17 protein-coding genes and 2 pseudogenes are annotated in these 16,727 nt (G+C 65.5%); 9 read left to right on the top strand and 10 right to left on the bottom strand.

Annotated features, from left to right (window positions below; genetic code table 11):
* Positions 1–27: 27 nt before the first annotated feature.
* The gene (gene hppD / locus N4264_RS06010; protein ID WP_261696159.1) at positions 28–1,113 is read right to left on the bottom strand and encodes a 4-hydroxyphenylpyruvate dioxygenase; all 1,086 of its coding nucleotides are present in this window, start codon (positions 1,111–1,113) and stop codon (positions 28–30) included.
* A gap of 92 nt (positions 1,114–1,205) precedes the next feature.
* On the opposite strand from hppD, the gene N4264_RS06005 reads away from it, so the two are divergent.
* Complete coding sequence (locus N4264_RS06005) at positions 1,206–1,664, top strand: MarR family winged helix-turn-helix transcriptional regulator (RefSeq protein WP_261696158.1); 459 nt, start codon at positions 1,206–1,208, stop codon at positions 1,662–1,664.
* Positions 1,665–1,729: 65 nt separating this feature from the next.
* On the opposite strand, the gene N4264_RS06000 is transcribed toward N4264_RS06005, so the two are convergent.
* Positions 1,730–3,232 (bottom strand): peptide MFS transporter, encoded by a 1,503-nt coding sequence (locus tag N4264_RS06000; protein ID WP_261696157.1) that lies wholly within the window; start codon positions 3,230–3,232, stop codon positions 1,730–1,732.
* Positions 3,233–3,413: 181 nt separating this feature from the next.
* Positions 3,414–4,268, bottom strand: coding sequence for a tryptophan 2,3-dioxygenase (gene kynA, locus N4264_RS05995; protein WP_261696156.1), 855 nt, complete (start codon positions 4,266–4,268; stop codon positions 3,414–3,416).
* 431 nt (positions 4,269–4,699) lie between these two features.
* Between kynA and pdhA the strand changes: the two genes are divergently transcribed.
* From pdhA to N4264_RS05965, 6 genes are read left to right on the top strand one after another with little or no spacing between them, the layout of a single operon-like run.
* Positions 4,700–5,779 carry a pyruvate dehydrogenase (acetyl-transferring) E1 component subunit alpha gene (pdhA, locus tag N4264_RS05990; protein ID WP_261696155.1) on the top strand — a complete coding sequence of 360 codons (1,080 nt, stop codon included), beginning with the start codon at positions 4,700–4,702 and terminating at the stop codon, positions 5,777–5,779.
* Entirely contained in the window at positions 5,779–6,312 is a 534-nt protein-coding gene (locus tag N4264_RS05985) for a GNAT family N-acetyltransferase (RefSeq protein ID WP_261696154.1), read from the top strand. Before pdhA ends, N4264_RS05985 begins: the two co-directional genes overlap by 1 nt.
* Positions 6,313–6,319: 7 nt before the next feature.
* A complete protein-coding gene (locus N4264_RS05980; protein ID WP_261696153.1) occupies positions 6,320–7,300 on the top strand; it encodes an alpha-ketoacid dehydrogenase subunit beta in 981 nt (326 codons plus the stop codon).
* A gap of 2 nt (positions 7,301–7,302) precedes the next feature.
* Entirely contained in the window at positions 7,303–7,644 is a 342-nt protein-coding gene (locus N4264_RS05975) for an SH3 domain-containing protein (protein ID WP_261696152.1), read from the top strand.
* 8 nt (positions 7,645–7,652) lie between these two features.
* A complete protein-coding gene (locus tag N4264_RS05970; RefSeq protein ID WP_261696151.1) occupies positions 7,653–9,047 on the top strand; it encodes a dihydrolipoamide acetyltransferase family protein in 1,395 nt (464 codons plus the stop codon).
* A gap of 60 nt (positions 9,048–9,107) precedes the next feature.
* Positions 9,108–9,491, top strand: a complete 384-nt coding sequence (locus N4264_RS05965) for a VOC family protein (protein WP_261696150.1) — start codon at positions 9,108–9,110, stop codon at positions 9,489–9,491.
* On the opposite strand, the gene N4264_RS05960 is transcribed toward N4264_RS05965, so the two are convergent.
* Both N4264_RS05960 and N4264_RS05955 read right to left on the bottom strand, forming a co-directional pair.
* Positions 9,488–9,787, bottom strand: coding sequence for a hypothetical protein (locus N4264_RS05960; RefSeq protein WP_261696149.1), 300 nt, complete (start codon positions 9,785–9,787; stop codon positions 9,488–9,490). The genes N4264_RS05965 and N4264_RS05960 overlap by 4 nt on opposite strands.
* 277 nt (positions 9,788–10,064) lie before the next feature.
* Positions 10,065–11,449: pseudogene (locus N4264_RS05955) on the bottom strand (tryptophan--tRNA ligase).
* A gap of 260 nt (positions 11,450–11,709) precedes the next feature.
* Here N4264_RS05955 and N4264_RS05950 point away from each other — a divergent pair.
* A complete protein-coding gene (locus tag N4264_RS05950; RefSeq protein WP_261696148.1) occupies positions 11,710–12,534 on the top strand; it encodes a hypothetical protein in 825 nt (274 codons plus the stop codon).
* Between the two features lie 72 nt (positions 12,535–12,606).
* Here the strand turns inward: N4264_RS05950 and rocF are convergent.
* Positions 12,607–13,526 (bottom strand): annotated as a pseudogene (rocF, locus tag N4264_RS05945) (arginase).
* A 94-nt stretch (positions 13,527–13,620) separates the two neighbouring features.
* Positions 13,621–13,941 (bottom strand): Hpt domain-containing protein, encoded by a 321-nt coding sequence (locus N4264_RS05940; protein WP_261696147.1) that lies wholly within the window; start codon positions 13,939–13,941, stop codon positions 13,621–13,623.
* 273 nt (positions 13,942–14,214) lie between these two features.
* Here N4264_RS05940 and N4264_RS05935 point away from each other — a divergent pair, with 273 nt between their 5' ends.
* Positions 14,215–15,153: a threonine/serine dehydratase gene (locus N4264_RS05935; RefSeq protein WP_261696146.1), complete on the top strand. Its 939-nt coding sequence runs from the start codon at positions 14,215–14,217 to the stop codon at positions 15,151–15,153.
* Between the two features lie 12 nt (positions 15,154–15,165).
* Here N4264_RS05935 and N4264_RS05930 read toward each other — a convergent pair whose 3' ends face one another.
* The 3 genes from N4264_RS05930 to N4264_RS05920 all read right to left on the bottom strand — a co-directional run bounded on the left by N4264_RS05930 (position 15,166) and on the right by N4264_RS05920 (position 16,465).
* Positions 15,166–15,456, bottom strand: a complete 291-nt coding sequence (locus N4264_RS05930; RefSeq protein WP_343231990.1) for a DUF6717 family protein — start codon at positions 15,454–15,456, stop codon at positions 15,166–15,168.
* A gap of 116 nt (positions 15,457–15,572) precedes the next feature.
* A complete protein-coding gene (locus N4264_RS05925; RefSeq protein WP_261696144.1) occupies positions 15,573–16,217 on the bottom strand; it encodes a hypothetical protein in 645 nt (214 codons plus the stop codon).
* Complete coding sequence (locus N4264_RS05920; RefSeq protein WP_261696143.1) at positions 16,199–16,465, bottom strand: hypothetical protein; 267 nt, start codon at positions 16,463–16,465, stop codon at positions 16,199–16,201. The genes N4264_RS05925 and N4264_RS05920 overlap by 19 nt, the downstream gene beginning before the upstream one ends.
* Between the last annotated feature and the right edge of the window lie 262 nt (positions 16,466–16,727).

Genomic DNA, 16,727 nt, shown 5'->3' with positions numbered 1-16,727 from the left:
CGCCAGCGGCGGGCCCACCTGGCGACCTTACAGCACGCCGCGGCGCATCTGGTCGCGTTCGATACTTTCGAACAGGGCCTGGAAATTGCCTTCGCCAAACCCTTCGTTGCCCTTGCGCTGGATGATCTCGAAGAAAATCGGGCCGACCGCGTTCTGGGTGAAGATCTGCAGCAGCTTGCGCTGCTTGGTTTCCGCATCGGCGTCGATGAGAATCTTGTTGCGCGCCATGCGCGCCACGTCCTCGCCGTGGTCCGGCACGCGCTGGTCGATCACGTCGTAGTAGGTGTCGGGCGTATCCAGGAATTCCACGCCGGCCGCGCGCATCGCCTCGACCGTCTCGTAGATGTTGTCGGTAAAGCAGGCGATATGCTGAATCCCTTCGCCACGGTACTGATCCAGGTATTCGTTGATCTGACTCTTCGGATCGGACGATTCGTTGAGCGGGATGCGGACCACGCCGTCGGGCGCCGTCATCGCCTTGGACACCAGGCCCGTCTTGACGCCCTTGATGTCGAAATAGCGGATCTCGCGGAAGTTGAACAGCCGCTCGTAGTAATCCGACCACTTCTGCATATTGCCGAAATAGAGATTATGCGTGAGATGGTCGATAAAGGTGAGTCCGAAGCCCTTCGGGTGCTGGTCAGCGCCCGCAATAGCCTCGAAATCGCCGTAGATGCTGCCCTTGTCGCCATAGCGGTCGACCAGGTACAGCATGCAGTCGCCGATGCCCTTCACCACCGGCGTATCCACCGCGCGGGAGTCGAGCTTCTGGTCGTGGCGTTCACCGCCGTTGGCAACCACCTTGTCCGCCACCCACTCCGCCGGCCTGGTCACGCGAATCGCAAAACCACAGGCACAGGGGCCATGCGCCTTCGCGAAATCCGCCGCAAAGGAGTCGGGTTGTTCGTTCACCAGGAAATTGACACCACCCTGCCGATACAAGGTGATCGCCTTGTGTTTATGCTTGGCGATTGCGGTAAAGCCCAGCCGGCGGAACAGGCCGTGCAGCAATGCGGCGTCCGGCGCCGCAAATTCGACGAATTCGAAACCGTCGATACCCATCGGGTTCTCGAACGGGGTCGGCTGCATGCCGAGATTGGGTTGCAGGCTCATGGCGGGCTCCGTGGCATGGCTGGGAATCGGCTTGCGACGCCGAGATCAACGTTATAGTTTCAACTGAAACCATTTGCAAGGGGCGCTGCCGCATGAGCACGCATAAGGTGCTGGAACTTGAGCAATTCCTGCCGTACCGGCTGTCAGTGCTGTCCAACACCGTCAGCCAGGCGATTGCGCGGGAATACGAGACCCGGTTCCAGCTGTCGGTGACCGAATGGCGCGTCCTGGCCGTCCTGGGCCGCTACAACGGCATTTCGGCACGGGAAGTGGCCGAGCGGACCGCCATGGACAAGGTCGCCGTGAGCCGCGCCGTGGCCACCCTGGTAAACGACGACCGCGTCGCCCGCGACACCGCCGACCACGACAAACGCCAGTCAGTGCTCACGCTGACGCCGAAGGGCTGGAAGGTCTATGACCAGGTCGCCCCCCTCGCGCTCGAGCACGAGCGGCGCCTGCTGGCGCACCTGGATCCGGACGAGCAGCGCTGGCTTTCGCGCATCCTGGAAAAGCTGTGGCAGGCCGAGCTGCACGAGCTGGGCCGGGACTGAGCCCTCTCCGGAAACGAAAACGGCGGCCCGGAGGCCGCCGTTTTTTTGTGCATTGCCGGCTTAGCTTACTTCACGCCGTGCATCAGCTTCTGGATCAGCGGCGCGATCAGGAACAGCAGCGCGCCCGGGATGACGAGCGCCCAGAAACCAAAGGTATAGCCGCCGAGCGCAGACTGGATGTTCATGCCGGTCTCGCCGCTGACGTGGCTGGCAAAGATGCCCGACAGGTTGTTACCGATGCCGGTGGACAGGAACCAGCCACCCATGCCGAAGCCGACCAGACGCATCGGCGCCAGCTTGGTCACCATCGAAAGACCGATCGGCGACAGGCACAGCTCGCCAACCGACTGGATGACGTAGACCATGAACAGCGTCCAGAACGGGATCTTCAGCGTGGCCGGGTCGACCAGCTTGGTCAGGGCGAACATCAGCAGGAGGAAGGCCAGGCCGTTGAAGATCAGGCCCAGGCCGAACTTGCGCGGAATCGACGGATTGGCGCGGCCCATGGCCACCCACAGCCAGGCCAGGACCGGCGCCAGCGTGATGATCGCCAGCGAATTGACCGACTGGAACCAGCCGACCGGGAAGATCCAGCCGCCGAAGTCGCGGTTGACGATCTTGTCGGCAAGGAAGCTGAACGAGCTGCCGGCCTGCTCGAAGAAGCACCAGAACAGCACGTTGAAGGCGAAGATGATCAGCATCGCGATCACCATGTCGCGCTGCCTGGTGCCCTCACGGATACCCTCGACCAGCAGCAGCCCGCCGAGTGCCACGAACATCGCGGTCAGCACCCACTGCAGTACGCTGGCGCCCAGCGCGAGGAGGAAATAGATCACGGGGATCGCGGCGATCGCACCAACCGCGGTCAGCAGCACACGTTGCTTGCTTTCACCGCCCTCGGCGGGCCGGCCGATGCCGCCCAGCTGGCGACGCCCGAACCAGAACCACACCAGGCTGACCAGCATGCCGATGCCCGACACGATGAACACGATCTTGTACGCGGGCAGCTGCGGGGTGCCGCCGAACATCCGTTCGGCCGCCCAGCCGGTCAGCAGCGGCGCCACCATCGCGCCCAGGTTGATGCCCATGTAGAACAGGGTGAAGCCCGAATCGCGTCGCTCGTCACCGACCGCGTAGAGCTTGCCCACCATGGTCGAGATATTGGGCTTGAACAGCCCGTTGCCGGCGATGATGGTCGCAAGGCCGAGCTTGAAGATCTGCTCGTTGGGCACGGCAATCAGGAACAACCCGACCGACATGATGACTGCGCCGAGCAGGATCGAGCGCTGGTAGCCGATGACGCGGTCGGCCACATAGCCGCCGAAAATGGCAGCGGCATAGACCAGTGCCAGGTAGGCACCGTAGGTCTGGTTGGCCGGCGCCTCGCCGGTGGCGTTGCCGCCATGGAACTGCGCCACGATATACAGCACCAGTGCCCAGCGGATGCCATAGAACGCGAAGCGTTCCCAGAACTCGGTCATGAAGAGCATCCACAGCGGCCTCGGGTGGCCGAGCGTCTGCGGAAAGTCGGGCGGCGTTGCTGCCGTCGCAGTCGTGCTACCGCTCATGCGGTCTTCCCCTACAGTGATGGTTAAGTCGAAAAGTGGACATCACGCCGGCTGGTCAGCGTGGCGCGGGGCGCAACGTTTAACCGCTGCGAACGCACGAGTCAAACCGTAACACTGCTGCAGTGCAGCATACGATGGCGCATCCTGTACTGCCCGGACGCCATGGCGCCGGACGCGGCAGTCACGTTCCGATAACCGTGCGCACTTCGAAAAGCTCGGGGAAAAAGGTCAGTTCCAGGGCCTTCCGCAGGAAGGCGACCCCGGACGAACCCCCGGTGCCACGGCGGAAACCGATGATGCGCTCCACCGTCTTCATGTGGCGAAAACGCCATAACTGGAAACTTTCCTCGACGTCAACCAGCTGTTCGCACAGGTGATACGACGACCAGTGCGTTTCGGTGTTCTCGTAGATGCGGCGGAACACGTCGATGAGTTCCGGATGACGCTCGTAGGGCTGCGACCAGTCGCGTTCCACGCAGGCGGCCGGTACCGCGTGCCCTGCGCGCGCCAGGTGCCGCAGGAATTCGTCGTAGAGGCTGGGCGACTGCAGCACCTCGCGCAGCGCCTGCTGGCGCGCCGGATCGTGGGCGAACACGGCGATCATGTCGGCGTTCTTGTTGCCCAGCAGGAATTCGATCGTCCGGTACTGGTGTGACTGGAATCCCGATGCCGGGCCAAGGACATGACGGAACTGCAGGTACTCGGACGGCGTGAGCGTTTCCAGCACCGCCCATTGTTCAAAAAGCTGGCGCTGGATCTGCTTGACCCGCGCAAGGATCTTCAGGCAAGGGTCCAGGTCATCCACCGCCAGGTGAGCGATCGCCGCCTTGAGCTCGTGGATGATCAGTTTCATCCACAACTCGGACGTCTGGTGCTGGATGATGAACAGCAGCTCGTCGTGGTGCTCGGGGTTGGACAGCGGCAACTGCGCTGATAGCAAAGTGTCCAGTTGCAGATAGCCACCGTAGCTGACGCGGTCTTTCAGGTCGGTGGTGATGCCTGCTTCCAGGTCGCGCTTGATCGTTTCCGTCGCCATGTGTCGTTGTTCCCGAAGATCCGCGGCGCCGCGAACCGCGCGGCTGAACGCCAAGCTTAGCCGAGATCCCTGCGCGACGGCTTTACACCGGCCGCGGTAGACTTGGCGACGGTCGCCACGCGGGCCATCGGCAGAAACCACACGGCTCGCCCGCGCTGGCCGGCATCCGATGCGAAAGGAGATTGTCATCGATACGCCACCCGCACACCGCCGCGGCCGACGCCGGCCACTCGCAGCCGCGACGATCGCAGCGCGCCGCACGGGGTCTGTCCCATGCTGCGGCATGCCTTGCACTGGCCCGGCGGGCTTGCTATCAAGGCGGCCCCTCGGAGCCACGCGATCCGCCACAGCACTGGATCTGTGCGCGCGGTGCTCCCCTGCCGGGTCCGTCCCGGCACACATTCATTGCCCCATTCCGCAGCGGAGGAACGATGTCCATCGCCGCCTCGTTTGAAATCGAATATCTGCAGTACCTCGACGCCGACGGCAAGCTGGTACGCAACGACCTTCCCGAGTTCGCCCGCGACACCAAGCAACTGGTCGAGCTGTACAAGACCATGGCCTTCGTGCGCGTGTTCGATACCAAATCCGTAGCGCTCCAGCGCACCGGCAAACTGGGCACCTATGCCTCGTGCCTGGGCCACGAGGCCGCACACGTGGCGATCGGCTCTGCCATGCGCGAGGACGACGTCTTCGCACCGATGTATCGCGAGTACGGCGCGCAGTTCGTGCGGGGCGTCAAGCCGCGCGAGGTGCTGATGTACTGGGGCGGCGACGAACGCGGCAACGATTTTTCCGGCCCCGCGCACGACTTCCCCTGGTGCGTGCCGATCGCCACCCAATGCCTGCACGCCGCCGGCGCAGCACTGGCGTTCAAGATCCGCAACGAGCCGCGGGTGGCGGTGAGCGTGGTTGGCGACGGCGGTTCCTCCAAGACCGATTTCTACGGCGCCATCAACATGGCCGGTGCGCAGACCCTGCCCTACGTCAGCGTCATCGTGAACAACCAGTGGGCCATCTCGGTGCCGCGCGCCAGCCAGACCGGCGCCAGGACCCTGGCCCAGAAAGGCATCGCCGCCGGACTGGAATGCCTGCAGGTCGACGGCAATGACCTGATTGCCATGCGGGCGGCGATGGACTACGCGATCAAGCGCGCGCGCCACGGTCACGGCGGCATGGTGATCGAGGCAGTGACCTATCGCCTGTCTGACCACACCACCGCTGACGACGCCCGTCGCTACCGCGCCGAAGCGGAGGTCAAGGCCGCCTGGGAGCGCGAGCCGCTCAAACGGCTGCGCAACTACCTGGTTGCGCAGAAAGCCTGGAGCGACAAGCACGAGGAAGCGTGGAAGACCGAGTGCGAGAAGATCGTGGATATCGAGGTGAACGCCTACCTCGAAACCAAGGTACAGCCGGTCGAGGCCATGTTCGACTACGTCTATGCGGACATGCCAGCCGACCTGGCCGCGCAGCGCGCCGAGGTCCTCGCCCGCGAGAACCGCTCCGCCTGATGCGCATTCACCGGGCCAGCGCGAGCGAAGCGGCTGTCGTGTCCGCACTGGGACGCGACACCTATCGCGACCACTTTGCCGGCCTGTGGCAAGCCGACGAACTATCGACATGGCTCGACGGGCAGTTCGGCGAATCCCTGATCCGCAACGACATCGACAACGGCTCGGCCTGCTATCTGATCTGCGCAGACGACGACAACTGGGTCGGCTACGCCAAACTGGCCTGGCAGCAGGGCGTACCGGCACGCGCGGAGCACGGTGCGCTGCTGCAGAAGATCTATTTCCGCGCCGCGGCCACTCGCAGCGGTTTCGGAACCGCGTTGCTCGAGGCCTGCAAGGCGCAGGCCCGCGACGCCGGCGAAGCCTGTCTGTGGCTCGACGTGCTCCAGTCCAATGACCGCGCACGCCGCTTCTACGAGCGCAACGGCTTCGTCGTGATCGGCGAGCGCGCCTTCGCGCGCGCAAACGAATCCCTTCCGATGTGGGTGATGCATCACCCGCTCGGACCAACCCGGCCTACGGCCGACAGGTAAGTGGACAATGGCACAAGTCACTTTGATCGAAGCGATTACCATGGCCCTCGCCCACGAGATGGCGAAGGATCCGTCCGTCATCGTGCTGGGCGAGGACGTGGGCGTTAACGGCGGCGTGTTCCGCGCCACGTCCGGACTCTCCGAGAAGTTCGGGCCGGTGCGCGTCCTCGACACGCCGCTGGACGAAACCACCATTGCCGGCATCACGGTCGGCATGGCCGCGCAGGGCATGAAACCCGTGGCGGAGGCGCAATTCGATGGCTTCGTGTACCCCATGGTCGACCACATCGTCTGCCATGCCGCACGCTTTCGCACGCGCACGCGCGGCCGCCTGACCTGTCCGATGGTGCTGCGCGTTCCCTGGGGCGGCGGCATCCGAGCCCCGGAACATCACTCGGAAGCCAACGAGTCGGTGTTCACGAACGTGCCTGGTCTGCGCGTGGTGATGCCCTCCTCGCCCTCGCGCGCCTATGGGCTGCTGCTGGCGGCAATCCGCGATCCGGATCCGGTCATCTTCTTCGAACCCAAGCGGATCTACCGCCAGTACAAGGAAGAGGTCGCCGATGACGGCGAGGCGCTGCCGCTGGATGTGTGTTTCGTGTTGCGCGACGGCACCGACGTCACCCTGGTGACCTGGGGCGCGCAGGTCAAGGAAACCCTGGAAGCGGCCGACGCCCTCGCCAAGGAGGGCATCAGCGCCGAGGTCATCGACGTGGCCACCATCAAGCCACTGGACTTCGATACCATCCACGAATCCGTGCGAAAAACGGGACGTTGCGTCATTGTCCACGAAGCACCGCGCACCGCCGGTTTCGGCGCGGAGATCGCCGCGCGGCTGGCCGAGCACGCCATGTACGATCTCGTCGCGCCGGTCGAGCGCGTCACCGGTTATGACACGCACATTCCGCTGTTCCGCCTGGAAATGAAATATCTGCCCAGCGTCGAACGCATCCTGGCGGCCGTGCGCAAGACCCTCGCTGCGAGCTGAGCATGATCGCGACCCTGCTGCGCGACTATCAGACCCAGTACGCCGACCCGGTGCGTTTCGCCCGCGGCGAGAACGTACTCGTGGGCGAACGCGATACCGAATGGCCGCAGTTCATCTGGGCCACCGACGGCGGTGGCCGCAGCGGCTGGGTGCATGAATCCTATCTGTCGGGCGACCGCGGCCACGTGCAGGCGGTGCGCGACTACACCGCGCGCGAACTCGATGCGGTCGCGGGTGAGAAAGTCCGCCTGCTGGAAGAAGCCGGCGGATGGTGGTGGGTGGAGAACGGGCGCGGCGAGCAAGGCTGGTTGCCGGCGCGCGATCTGTCTATGGATGCCAACTGAGGCCACGCATGAGCACGACCAAGACGTTTTTCCTTCCTGACCTCGGCGAAGGACTTCCCGACGCCACGATTGTCGAATGGGCCGTGAAGGAAGGCGAGGTGATCCGGCTGGACGCCCCGCTGGTCTCGATGGAAACCGCCAAGGCAGTCGTCGAAGTGCCGTCGCCGTTTTCCGGAAAAGTGACCCGCCTGCACGGCAAGAACGGCGATGTGATCAATACCGGCGCGGCGCTGGTCGAAATCGAGCTCGATCCGAACCTGCCGCAGCGCGCGGAGGCGCAGGACACCGGCCATCACCACGCGCATGCGCCCGCCCTGCCAAAAGGGGCCGGCGCACCGGCGCCGCAGCAGGCAGGCACCAACAAGGTGGTCGCTTCCGATGATGGCGGCGTCATCAAGACCGGCGAATCCCAGCCGCGCGCCGACGCCGGCACGGTCGTGGGCGCCATGGAAGCCAGCGACCGCGTCGTTGCGGAACAGGCCGTTTCGGTCGGCGGGGTGAAGGCCATGCCCGCCGTGCGCGCGCTGGCGAAGAAGCTGGGCGTGGATCTGGCTGGCGTCACGCCCACCGGCGCCGGCGGCGTGCTGACGATGAACGACGTGAAAGACGCAGCGAAGAACGGCACTGCGCGCCCGTCGACGGCACCGGCAGCCGCTGCCCGCCCGGCAGCCCCCGTTGCCGCCGCAGCCGCGCCGAACGAGGCCCGGACGGTGCTGTCGGCCACCGGCCAGCCCATGCGCACCTCGCCGCCCTCGCAATCGGTGCTGGGTCAGCCCGAGCAGCTCAAGGGCGTGCGCCGCAACATGGCGCGCGTCATGGCCGATGCGCACGCCAAGGTTGTACCGACCACGCTGTGCGACGACGCCGACCTGCACGCCTGGCAACCCGGCAACGACATTACGGTTCGCCTGATCCGCGCGCTGGTCCGCGCCTGCAAGGCCGTTCCCGCGCTCAACGCCTGGTTTGACGGCGACAACCTCACCCGCACCTTGCACGGTCATGTCGATGTCGGCATCGCCGTCGATACGGAAGAAGGCCTCTTCGTGCCCGCGCTACGCAACGCCGATGTGCTGGACGCCGCCGGCCTGCGCCAGGCGATCAACCGCCTGCGCGATTCGGTCAGGAACCGCAGCATTCCGCCCGAAGAGCTCAAGGGATATACGATCTCCCTTTCCAACTTCGGCGTCTTCGCCGGGCGCTATGCCACGCCCGTGGTCGTTCCGCCTTGCGTGGCGATCGTCGCCGCCGGCAAGCTGCGCCACGAACTGGTGCCGGTGATGGGCGGTGTCGAAACCCACCGGCTGATGCCGTTGTCGCTGACCTTCGACCACCGCGCCGCCACCGGCGGCGAGGCGGCACGCTTCCTGAAGGCCATGCTCGATGATCTGGCCCTGCCACACTGATCGACGGACGCGCCACGGGATGCAGCCCTGCATCCCGTGGCGCCGGATAAGGTGAATTCCATGCATCACAGCCGTCTGTGCACGCTGGTTCTGGACTGCAAGGTCGACGACCTGGAAGAATCCGCCCGTTTCTGGAGTGCAGCCCTGGGCAAGCCCATCGCCTCGCTCGACCAGGATGGGGACGGGCGTTACGCGGAACTCGAAACGGGCCCGGACGAGCCCATCATCCTGCTACAACGCGTGGAGCACGACAGTCGCGTACACCTGGACATCGAAACCGACGACGTCGACGCGGAGATGCGTCGCCTCGAGGCACTCGGCGCGAAACCCGTCGCGTTCAAGCACGGGCGCTGGTGGGTGATGGAAGCTCCGAGCGGCCACCGCTACTGCGTCGTGCGCAGGCAGCGCAAGGCTTTCGGTCCACACCTCAACCGCTGGGATTAACCCGCGGCACGCACGATCCGACGCCGCAGAACGAACGCGACCGCCAGCACCCCCAGGAAGCTGCCATAGCCATACAGCGTGGCGATGACCTGTTTCCAGATGCCACCACCGATGCCGATGTTGGCGACGTAACCGCCGTGCATGGCCGCCGCACCGAGTGCAACAGCCAGGACGATCGCGGCGATGTCAAACCGGCGACGGCGCGGATCACCCGTGCGGTCCGCAGGAAATCGCCAGTAGACCCAGCTCAGGATGGAAAACCAGGGTGAGAACAGAACGAGGGCTAGCAAGCTCATGGGTGGGGCGCGTAGGAAACCGCCACGCACTATCGGGCAGCTCAGCGTGACTGCCACTGTGGCAGATGGCCGCACACGCACCGATGGCCCGTCGGATCGAAGGAGCGTGCGGTCTTTGCGCTGCCGGCAACCGGCCCATTGCGGCTACGGTAGGTTGGCACTGACGAAGCGATGCCCGGCACTGCCGGGCGCGTCAGCGTGCTTGGTCCAATGAAGCGCGGCGCGCATCCTGCGCGCCGAAGCGGGGGCTGCAGCATTTTCTGCCTGTTTCCGAACGTCACACCGCTTTCTTGTCTTTCTTCGACGCAGCGCCGATGGCGTCGACAATAGCGATGAATCTCTGCTTGATCGCCGCCTCGTCAACCAGGCTTGGAAACACCCATCGCCCCGCCTCGACACGATTGACGACGATTCGATGCCCATCACCCTTGGTCGGCTCGTCGACCTCCACGGCGTCTTCCGTTGCCGATCGCAACAACTTCATTTTTTCGCCAATCTCCTTCGGCGTCGCCGCTTCGGCCAGCAGCACCGGCGTACCATCGCTGTCCTCCAGCCGGAGCTTGAATACGCCGTCCTCCGGATAGGGCCCGACGAAACGCCCCACTTTCACGCTGTCCCCGGCCGCTTTCGCCTTCGCCGCGGGACCGGCCGTGAAGGAGCGCAGGCCGACCGCTTCACGCAGCGATTCCAAGAATGGCGTCGCGATCGCGCGCGTTTTTTCGCGCCGGCCTGGAGGATGTCCTCGATATCGCCGGGTTTTGCGATCAGCGCGTCATACCGTTCACGCATCGGCGCGACGTCGCGTTCGATGCGCTCCAGCAGGCGCTGCTTGGCGTCGCCCCAGCCGAGGCCACCGATCAGGTCGGCGCGGAAGGCGGCGGTTTCCTCCGCGCTGCCGAATGCCTGGAACAGGGTCAACAGGTGCGAGGCGTCGGCGTCCTTGGGTTCTCCGGGCAGCTTCGAGTCGGTGACGATGCGCGCGATGGTTTCCCTCAGGCGCTTCGCGCCGCCTTCGAACAGCGGGATCGTGTTGTCGTAGCTCTTGGACATCTTGCGGCCATCGAGGCCCGGCAGTGTCGCCACGCTCTCTTCGATCACTGCCTCAGGCAGCACGAAATACTCGCGTCCGGCGCCAAAAAGATGATTGAAACGCGCGGCCACGTCGCGTGCCATCTCGATGTGCTGGATCTGGTCGCGGCCGACCGGCACCTTGTGCGCGTTGAACATCAGGATGTCGGCAGCCATCAGGATCGGATAGCTGTACAGGCCCATCGTGATGCCGGCGTCCGGGTCCTCGTTGGCCGCGACATTCTGGTCCACCGATGCCTTGTAGGCATGGGCGCGATTCATCAGCCCCTTCGCGGTCACGCAGGTGAGGAGCCAGGTCAGTTCGGGAATTTCGGGGATGTCCGACTGGCGGTAGAAGTGAACTTTTTCCGGATCCAGCCCGCAGGCCAGCCAGGTGGCGGCAATTTCCAGGCGTGACCGTGCGATGCGGGCCGGGTCATCGCACTTGATCAGGGCATGATAGTCCGCCATGAAGTAGTACGACTCGACATCGGCACCGCGGCTGGCGGCAATCGCCGGCCGGATCGCACCGACGTAATTGCCCAGGTGAGGCGTGCCGGTCGTCGTGATGCCTGTCAGGACACGGGTTTTCATGCGTTGATCTCGTTCGTGGCGATGCGATCGCCTGGCGGAAGGTGGCACGCGCCGCGAGCCAGCCGGGCGTCATGCGAATCGGCAATCGTATTCGGCGCCATCGCGGCCGACAACCGGATATCCCGCGTTCGCGCACGCCGTACCGGCTGCCCAGGCTGAACCGTTCGGAAAGATCGCCCCCCGCCGTTGGTAACCCCGTTGATGCTGCGCGGGCGTTCCAGCCACACGCAATCCCCATCGCAAACCGCCCGGAGCCTGCCATGAAACTGCGTCACCTCCTCGCCGCCCTGCTTCCCCTGGCCTCACTCGGTACGGCGGCCCAGGCCGGCGTGCTGGTCGATGTTTCCATCGTGGACCGCGACTCCGGTGCCACGCTGCCGCTCTACCCCGCCCGCGGCAAGGAGTATGTCGCCGGCACGCCGGGCCACCGCTATGCGGTGCGCATCGTCAATCGCACCGGCGAGCGGGTGCTCGCCGTGCTGTCCGTGGACGGCGTCAATGCGATCAGCGGCCAGACGGCTGCGCCGGATCAGTCCGGTTACGTGCTCGGCCCGTACGAGAGCACCGAGATCGCCGGCTGGCGCAAGAACATGAACGAAATCGCCCAGTTCGAATTCACCCGGCTGCGCGATTCCTATGCCGCGCAGACCGGCCGCCCCAACAATGTCGGCGTGATCGGCGTGGCGGCCTACCGTGAACGGTATGTCCCACCGCCACCGCCACCGCCGCCGGTTTATCGCGACGACAAGATCGCCGCGGAGCGCTCGGCCCCGAAGTCAGCGGCAGCCCCGACGGCGCAGGCACCCGCAACGGCAGGGGCGAGTGCCGACATGGCCCGTGCGGAGGAAGGTGCACGGCGCCAGCGCGAATCCCTGGGCACCGGCCATGGCGCGCGCGAATCCAGCCACGCCAGCTACACCACGTTCGAGCGCGACAGCCGCCATCCGTATGAAGTCGTGTCGATCTGGTACGACTCCTACGCCAATCTCGCCTCGCGTGGCATCGTCCCACGGCCGCCGCGCCATCCGCGCGAACCCGATCCGTTCCCGAACGGATTCACGCCGGATCCGCCGACCCACCGCTGATCGGCTCACCGCACAAACGCAAAGCGCCGGCAAGGCCGGCGCTTTCGCATTCCAGGGCTGCGGTGACGCGGGTCAGTCGCGCATCAGGGTCGACTTGCCGAACAGGCTTTCCACCAGGTCGACGGCCAGTTTGGCCGTCTGGTTGCGCTTGTCGAAGGCGGGATTGAGCTCCACCACATCCAGCGAACCCACGCGCCCGGTATCGGCCATCATCTCCATCACCAGCTGGGCTTCGCGGTAGTTCGGCCCACCCTTCACGCGCGTGCCGACGCCGGGCGCGATAGAGGGATCCAGGAAGTCCACGTCGAAACTCACGTGCAGGTGCGTGTTTTCGTCCACGCCTTCGAGCGCTTCCTCCATCGCCCGCTTGACGCCGACCTCATCGATATAGCGCATGTCGTAGATGTCGAGTCCCGCGTCACGGACCAGCTTCTTCTCGCCCGGGTCGACAGAACGGATGCCGATCTGGCGGATCTCATCCGCGCGCACCGCGGGCGCGGCGCCGGCCAGTTCGGTCAGCACCGACGGTCCATACCCGCACAGGCACGCCACCGGCATACCGTGGATGTTGCCGGACGGCGTAATGACGTTGGTGTTGAAATCCGCGTGGGCGTCCAGCCACATCACGCGCAGTTTCTTGTTCTGCTCGCGGCACCAGCGCGCCACGGCCATGATCGAGCCCATGGCCAGGCAGTGGTCGCCGCCGAGCATGACCGGCAGGTTGCCCTGCCCCAGTTCCGCATAGATCGCCTCGTACACCAGGCGATTCCAGGTGACGACCTCGTCCAGGTGGCGATAACCGTCCGAGGGGGTTGCCAGGGATTCATCGGACCGATGAGATTGCCGCGGTCGATCACGGTGAGGCCGCGTTCCTGCAGCGCCTGGCCGATACCAGCGACGCGCAGCGCCTCCGGCCCCATCGACGCGCCACGATGTCCGGCGCCGATGTCCGTCGGCACGCCGACCAGGGATACGGGTGGAAATGTACTCATGTAAACCTCACGCCTTGGCCGACGGTGCGAACGAAGGCGCCACCGGGGAAAACGCCAAGGATACCGCCGGCATGACCGTGCCGGCCAGCCGGCCCTAGAACGCCAGGGCCTGCACCAGCGCCTGCATCCGCGACGCCATGCGGTCGGCCAGCGCCCGCGCGGGCAGCCGCTGCGCGGGATCGGCGTTGATCCACTCGGCAAACATGGCGTCCAGCGGCTGGGCGAGTGCACCGAGGTCTTCAAAGCCGTAGGCCGGTGCGGAACCGCTGAGGCGGTGGACATGCTGGTGCAGGTCTGCCAGCGCGTCGCGATCCTCCAGGGACGCCAGCCAGCGCCGCCATGCCGCATCGAGGTCCCGGCCTTTCTGCGGCAGGGATTTCGCGTAGCGATGACGAAGCTCGTCGAGTCGGTCCATGGGGGTGTCAGCCGCGGAAGTGCCGTCAACCACTGCAGAAACCGGGCCAGAACGACCCCGGCCGTACCATTGTTTACATCGGGGCAGCCCAGCACACAAGCCGTCCGCACCGGCAGGGCGAGGACGCGGAGGATGCCCCCGGGTGCCAGGCCCGCGGGAACGGCGGCACTGCCGGAATGTGTCGTGGAACGACACTGACTGGCGCCGTCATGCGGCCGGTGCGCCGGGCCGGTGCCGCGCTATTCTGCGAGGCCCGATCGGATGGAGGTTCCCGTGGCCCCAGCGCTCTTTCCCAGCCGTTCCGATATCGAAGCCGCTTCGGAGCGAATCCGGCGCCATGTCCGGCGCACACCGGTCATCCAGCCGGGTGCCGGGAGCTTTGGCCACGCGGGCGCCTTGTGGCTGAAGCTGGAGTGCCTCCAGCACGCCGGCTCCTTCAAACCCCGCGGCGCGTTCAACCGGCTGCTGTCCCAGCTCGACATTCCCGCCGCCGGCGTCATCGCCGCTTCCGGCGGCAACCACGGCGCGGCCGTGGCGTACGCGGCCAGGGCCCTGGGCATTCCGGCCGAGATCTTCGTCCCGGACATCGTGGCGCCAGCCAAGCTCGAACGCCTGCGCCAGTTCGGCGCGCAGGTCGTCGTCGGCGGCCGCGAATATGCGGACGCGCTGCAGGCCAGCCAGAACCGGCAGGCGCAAACCGGCGCGCTCGCGATCCACGCCTACGATGATTTTGACGTGGTCGCCGGCCAGGGCACGCTGGGCCGCGAACTGGAGGAACAGGTGCCCGATCTGGACACCATCCTGGTCGCCGTCGGTGGCGGAGGGCTGATCGGCGGCATGGCCGCCTGGTATCGCGGCAGGGCGCGCCTCATCGGCGTCGAGCCGCGCACCAGTTGCGCCCTGCACGACGCACTGGCCGCAGGCAAACCCGTGGATGTCACGGTGAGCGGCGTCGCTGCGGATTCACTCGGCGCGCGCCGCGCCGGCACGATCGCCCTGGCCGCCGCACAGGGCGCCGTCGAACGCGTGGTGCTGGTCGACGACAATGCCATCGTCGATGCGCAGCGGAAACTCTGGACCGAACTGCGCATTTTCGCCGAACCGGGCGGCGCAGCCGCCCTTTCCGCGCTGTTGTCCGGTGCCTATCGGCCGCAACCGGGTGAGAACGTTGGCGTCATCGTCTGCGGTGCGAACGGCGTCCCGCCCACGTGACCTCGACCAGGACTACTTCGCTCTCGCGCGGAACTGGGCGTACAGCTGCGCCGGTGGCGCGTCGAAGTATTTCAGGAGCGCCGGACACAGCCCCCCTTCCATGTCCAGTGTTGCCGAGCGATACCAGTTGCCGCTCATATCGGCGCGCTGCCAGTCCAGCTGCAGCTGGAAACCGGGAAACGGGTGTGCGGAAAACAACAGGGTGAACCCATTTTCGGCGTCGGCGATGTCGACGACCATCCGTTCGATCAGCGTGTCCGCCCCGGAATTAAAAGGGCTCTTCCTGCAACCCGACACGTTCATCGTCGAATACCCAGATCCCCTGGGTCTTGTACGGATGTATGACAGAAATAGCGTTCTCGCAGTCCTCCTTCGGCGCATCAGCGGTACCAGACCGTTCGCCGGCACCTGCATCGTTGCTATGCAATAGGTAGCCGATCTTCCGCGCCCGACAGGGTATCGTGCAAGCGGCAGACCTTTTCGGCAATGGCATCCACGTTACCGCTGCCGATGGTTTCGATGAACTCGCACGCCGCGTACCCACGCGACTTCAGCTCGTATTCGCGCACCCACTGCTCACGGACCGCCCGCATCGTGTCTGGCACTGGCCAGCTGCCGTGCGAGGGGCGCAGGCCGTGTGGCATTTCAATGCGCCATGGTTTGGGCGTGAGACGGGCGCGGAAGCAGCGCTGCGTCAGACATAGGGTCCGGTACAGCGGATCCGTGCCCAGTTGCTGGAAATACCGCGCGACATCCGGTTCGCCGGGTTCAAAGCGACGGTGCAACGCGATGACACGCAGGCCGGCGGGTGTCCGGTATACCCGGAACCGGCATCCCGGCTCGGCAACCGCAATGGCGCGAATGCGATGCAGCGCCGACGATTCGGGTCCGCCAGCACGCGCGACGCTCCGTGCTTGTGCTGTTTCGACCAGAGAGGCGGCGGCCACCCAGGCCAGAGCCAGGGCCAGCACGCCCAGTGGAATCACCCACAGCGGAGCCAGGGCGGTGTCCCCCTGTGTCAACCACACCAGCCCGCTGAACAGCATCAGGAACAGCAACGCCATGACAATCGCGACACCACCACGCCAAAGGGGATAGCGTGGTCAATGTCCGCAATCAGGACGTCCGGCGTATTCAGGCACTGCGCACCATAGCTGTTGCGCGTGATCACTACTTCATCGTGGCGGGCCAGAACCTCTTCGCGGATCGGTAGTCCCTGGCTCAGGCCGTAGGGTTCCCGGGATTCACGCCGCCGGAGATTCTGCCCGGAAACAACCTGGGCGAGCGCGGCATTCGCGCGCTGCTCCGCCATTGTCTGTGCCTCGGCAAGACTCGTATCAGACCATCCAAATCGCCGCACCGTGAACTGCCTAGTCTGCGTTCGCGACTGCGCGCGTGCTTCGGCCCAATACTCGGGAATTTGCATTGTCGCCCTCCTTCATCGCTTCGCCGTTCTCCGGGGACCACCCCGCCACCACGGCAGAGCCCGCCAGGCCCACGCGCCGGACTGAGTACACTGCACGCCGAGTGGTTCGAGCGTATGACCTCCGCCGTGGGAAAAGCCGTATTCGCCG

It is taken from the genome of Tahibacter amnicola, assembly GCF_025398735.1.
In the GTDB taxonomy this organism is placed as follows: domain Bacteria; phylum Pseudomonadota; class Gammaproteobacteria; order Xanthomonadales; family Rhodanobacteraceae; genus Tahibacter; species Tahibacter amnicola.
This window is presented reverse-complemented; position numbering and strand designations above follow the sequence as displayed.

Coding starts and splice junctions, on each gene's coding strand:
- hppD (WP_261696159.1), bottom strand. CDS start 1,113: ATGAGCCTGCAACCCAATCTCGGCATGCAGCCGACCCCGTTCGAGAAC.
- N4264_RS06005 (WP_261696158.1), top strand. CDS start 1,206: ATGAGCACGCATAAGGTGCTGGAACTTGAGCAATTCCTGCCGTACCGG.
- N4264_RS06000 (WP_261696157.1), bottom strand. CDS start 3,232: ATGAGCGGTAGCACGACTGCGACGGCAGCAACGCCGCCCGACTTTCCG.
- kynA (WP_261696156.1), bottom strand. CDS start 4,268: ATGGCGACGGAAACGATCAAGCGCGACCTGGAAGCAGGCATCACCACC.
- pdhA (WP_261696155.1), top strand. CDS start 4,700: ATGTCCATCGCCGCCTCGTTTGAAATCGAATATCTGCAGTACCTCGAC.
- N4264_RS05985 (WP_261696154.1), top strand. CDS start 5,779: ATGCGCATTCACCGGGCCAGCGCGAGCGAAGCGGCTGTCGTGTCCGCA.
- N4264_RS05980 (WP_261696153.1), top strand. CDS start 6,320: ATGGCACAAGTCACTTTGATCGAAGCGATTACCATGGCCCTCGCCCAC.
- N4264_RS05975 (WP_261696152.1), top strand. CDS start 7,303: ATGATCGCGACCCTGCTGCGCGACTATCAGACCCAGTACGCCGACCCG.
- N4264_RS05970 (WP_261696151.1), top strand. CDS start 7,653: ATGAGCACGACCAAGACGTTTTTCCTTCCTGACCTCGGCGAAGGACTT.
- N4264_RS05965 (WP_261696150.1), top strand. CDS start 9,108: ATGCATCACAGCCGTCTGTGCACGCTGGTTCTGGACTGCAAGGTCGAC.
- N4264_RS05960 (WP_261696149.1), bottom strand. CDS start 9,787: ATGAGCTTGCTAGCCCTCGTTCTGTTCTCACCCTGGTTTTCCATCCTG.
- N4264_RS05950 (WP_261696148.1), top strand. CDS start 11,710: ATGAAACTGCGTCACCTCCTCGCCGCCCTGCTTCCCCTGGCCTCACTC.
- N4264_RS05940 (WP_261696147.1), bottom strand. CDS start 13,941: ATGGACCGACTCGACGAGCTTCGTCATCGCTACGCGAAATCCCTGCCG.
- N4264_RS05930 (WP_343231990.1), bottom strand. CDS start 15,456: ATGAACGTGTCGGGTTGCAGGAAGAGCCCTTTTAATTCCGGGGCGGAC.
- N4264_RS05925 (WP_261696144.1), bottom strand. CDS start 16,217: ATGGCGTTGCTGTTCCTGATGCTGTTCAGCGGGCTGGTGTGGTTGACA.
- N4264_RS05920 (WP_261696143.1), bottom strand. CDS start 16,465: ATGGCGGAGCAGCGCGCGAATGCCGCGCTCGCCCAGGTTGTTTCCGGG.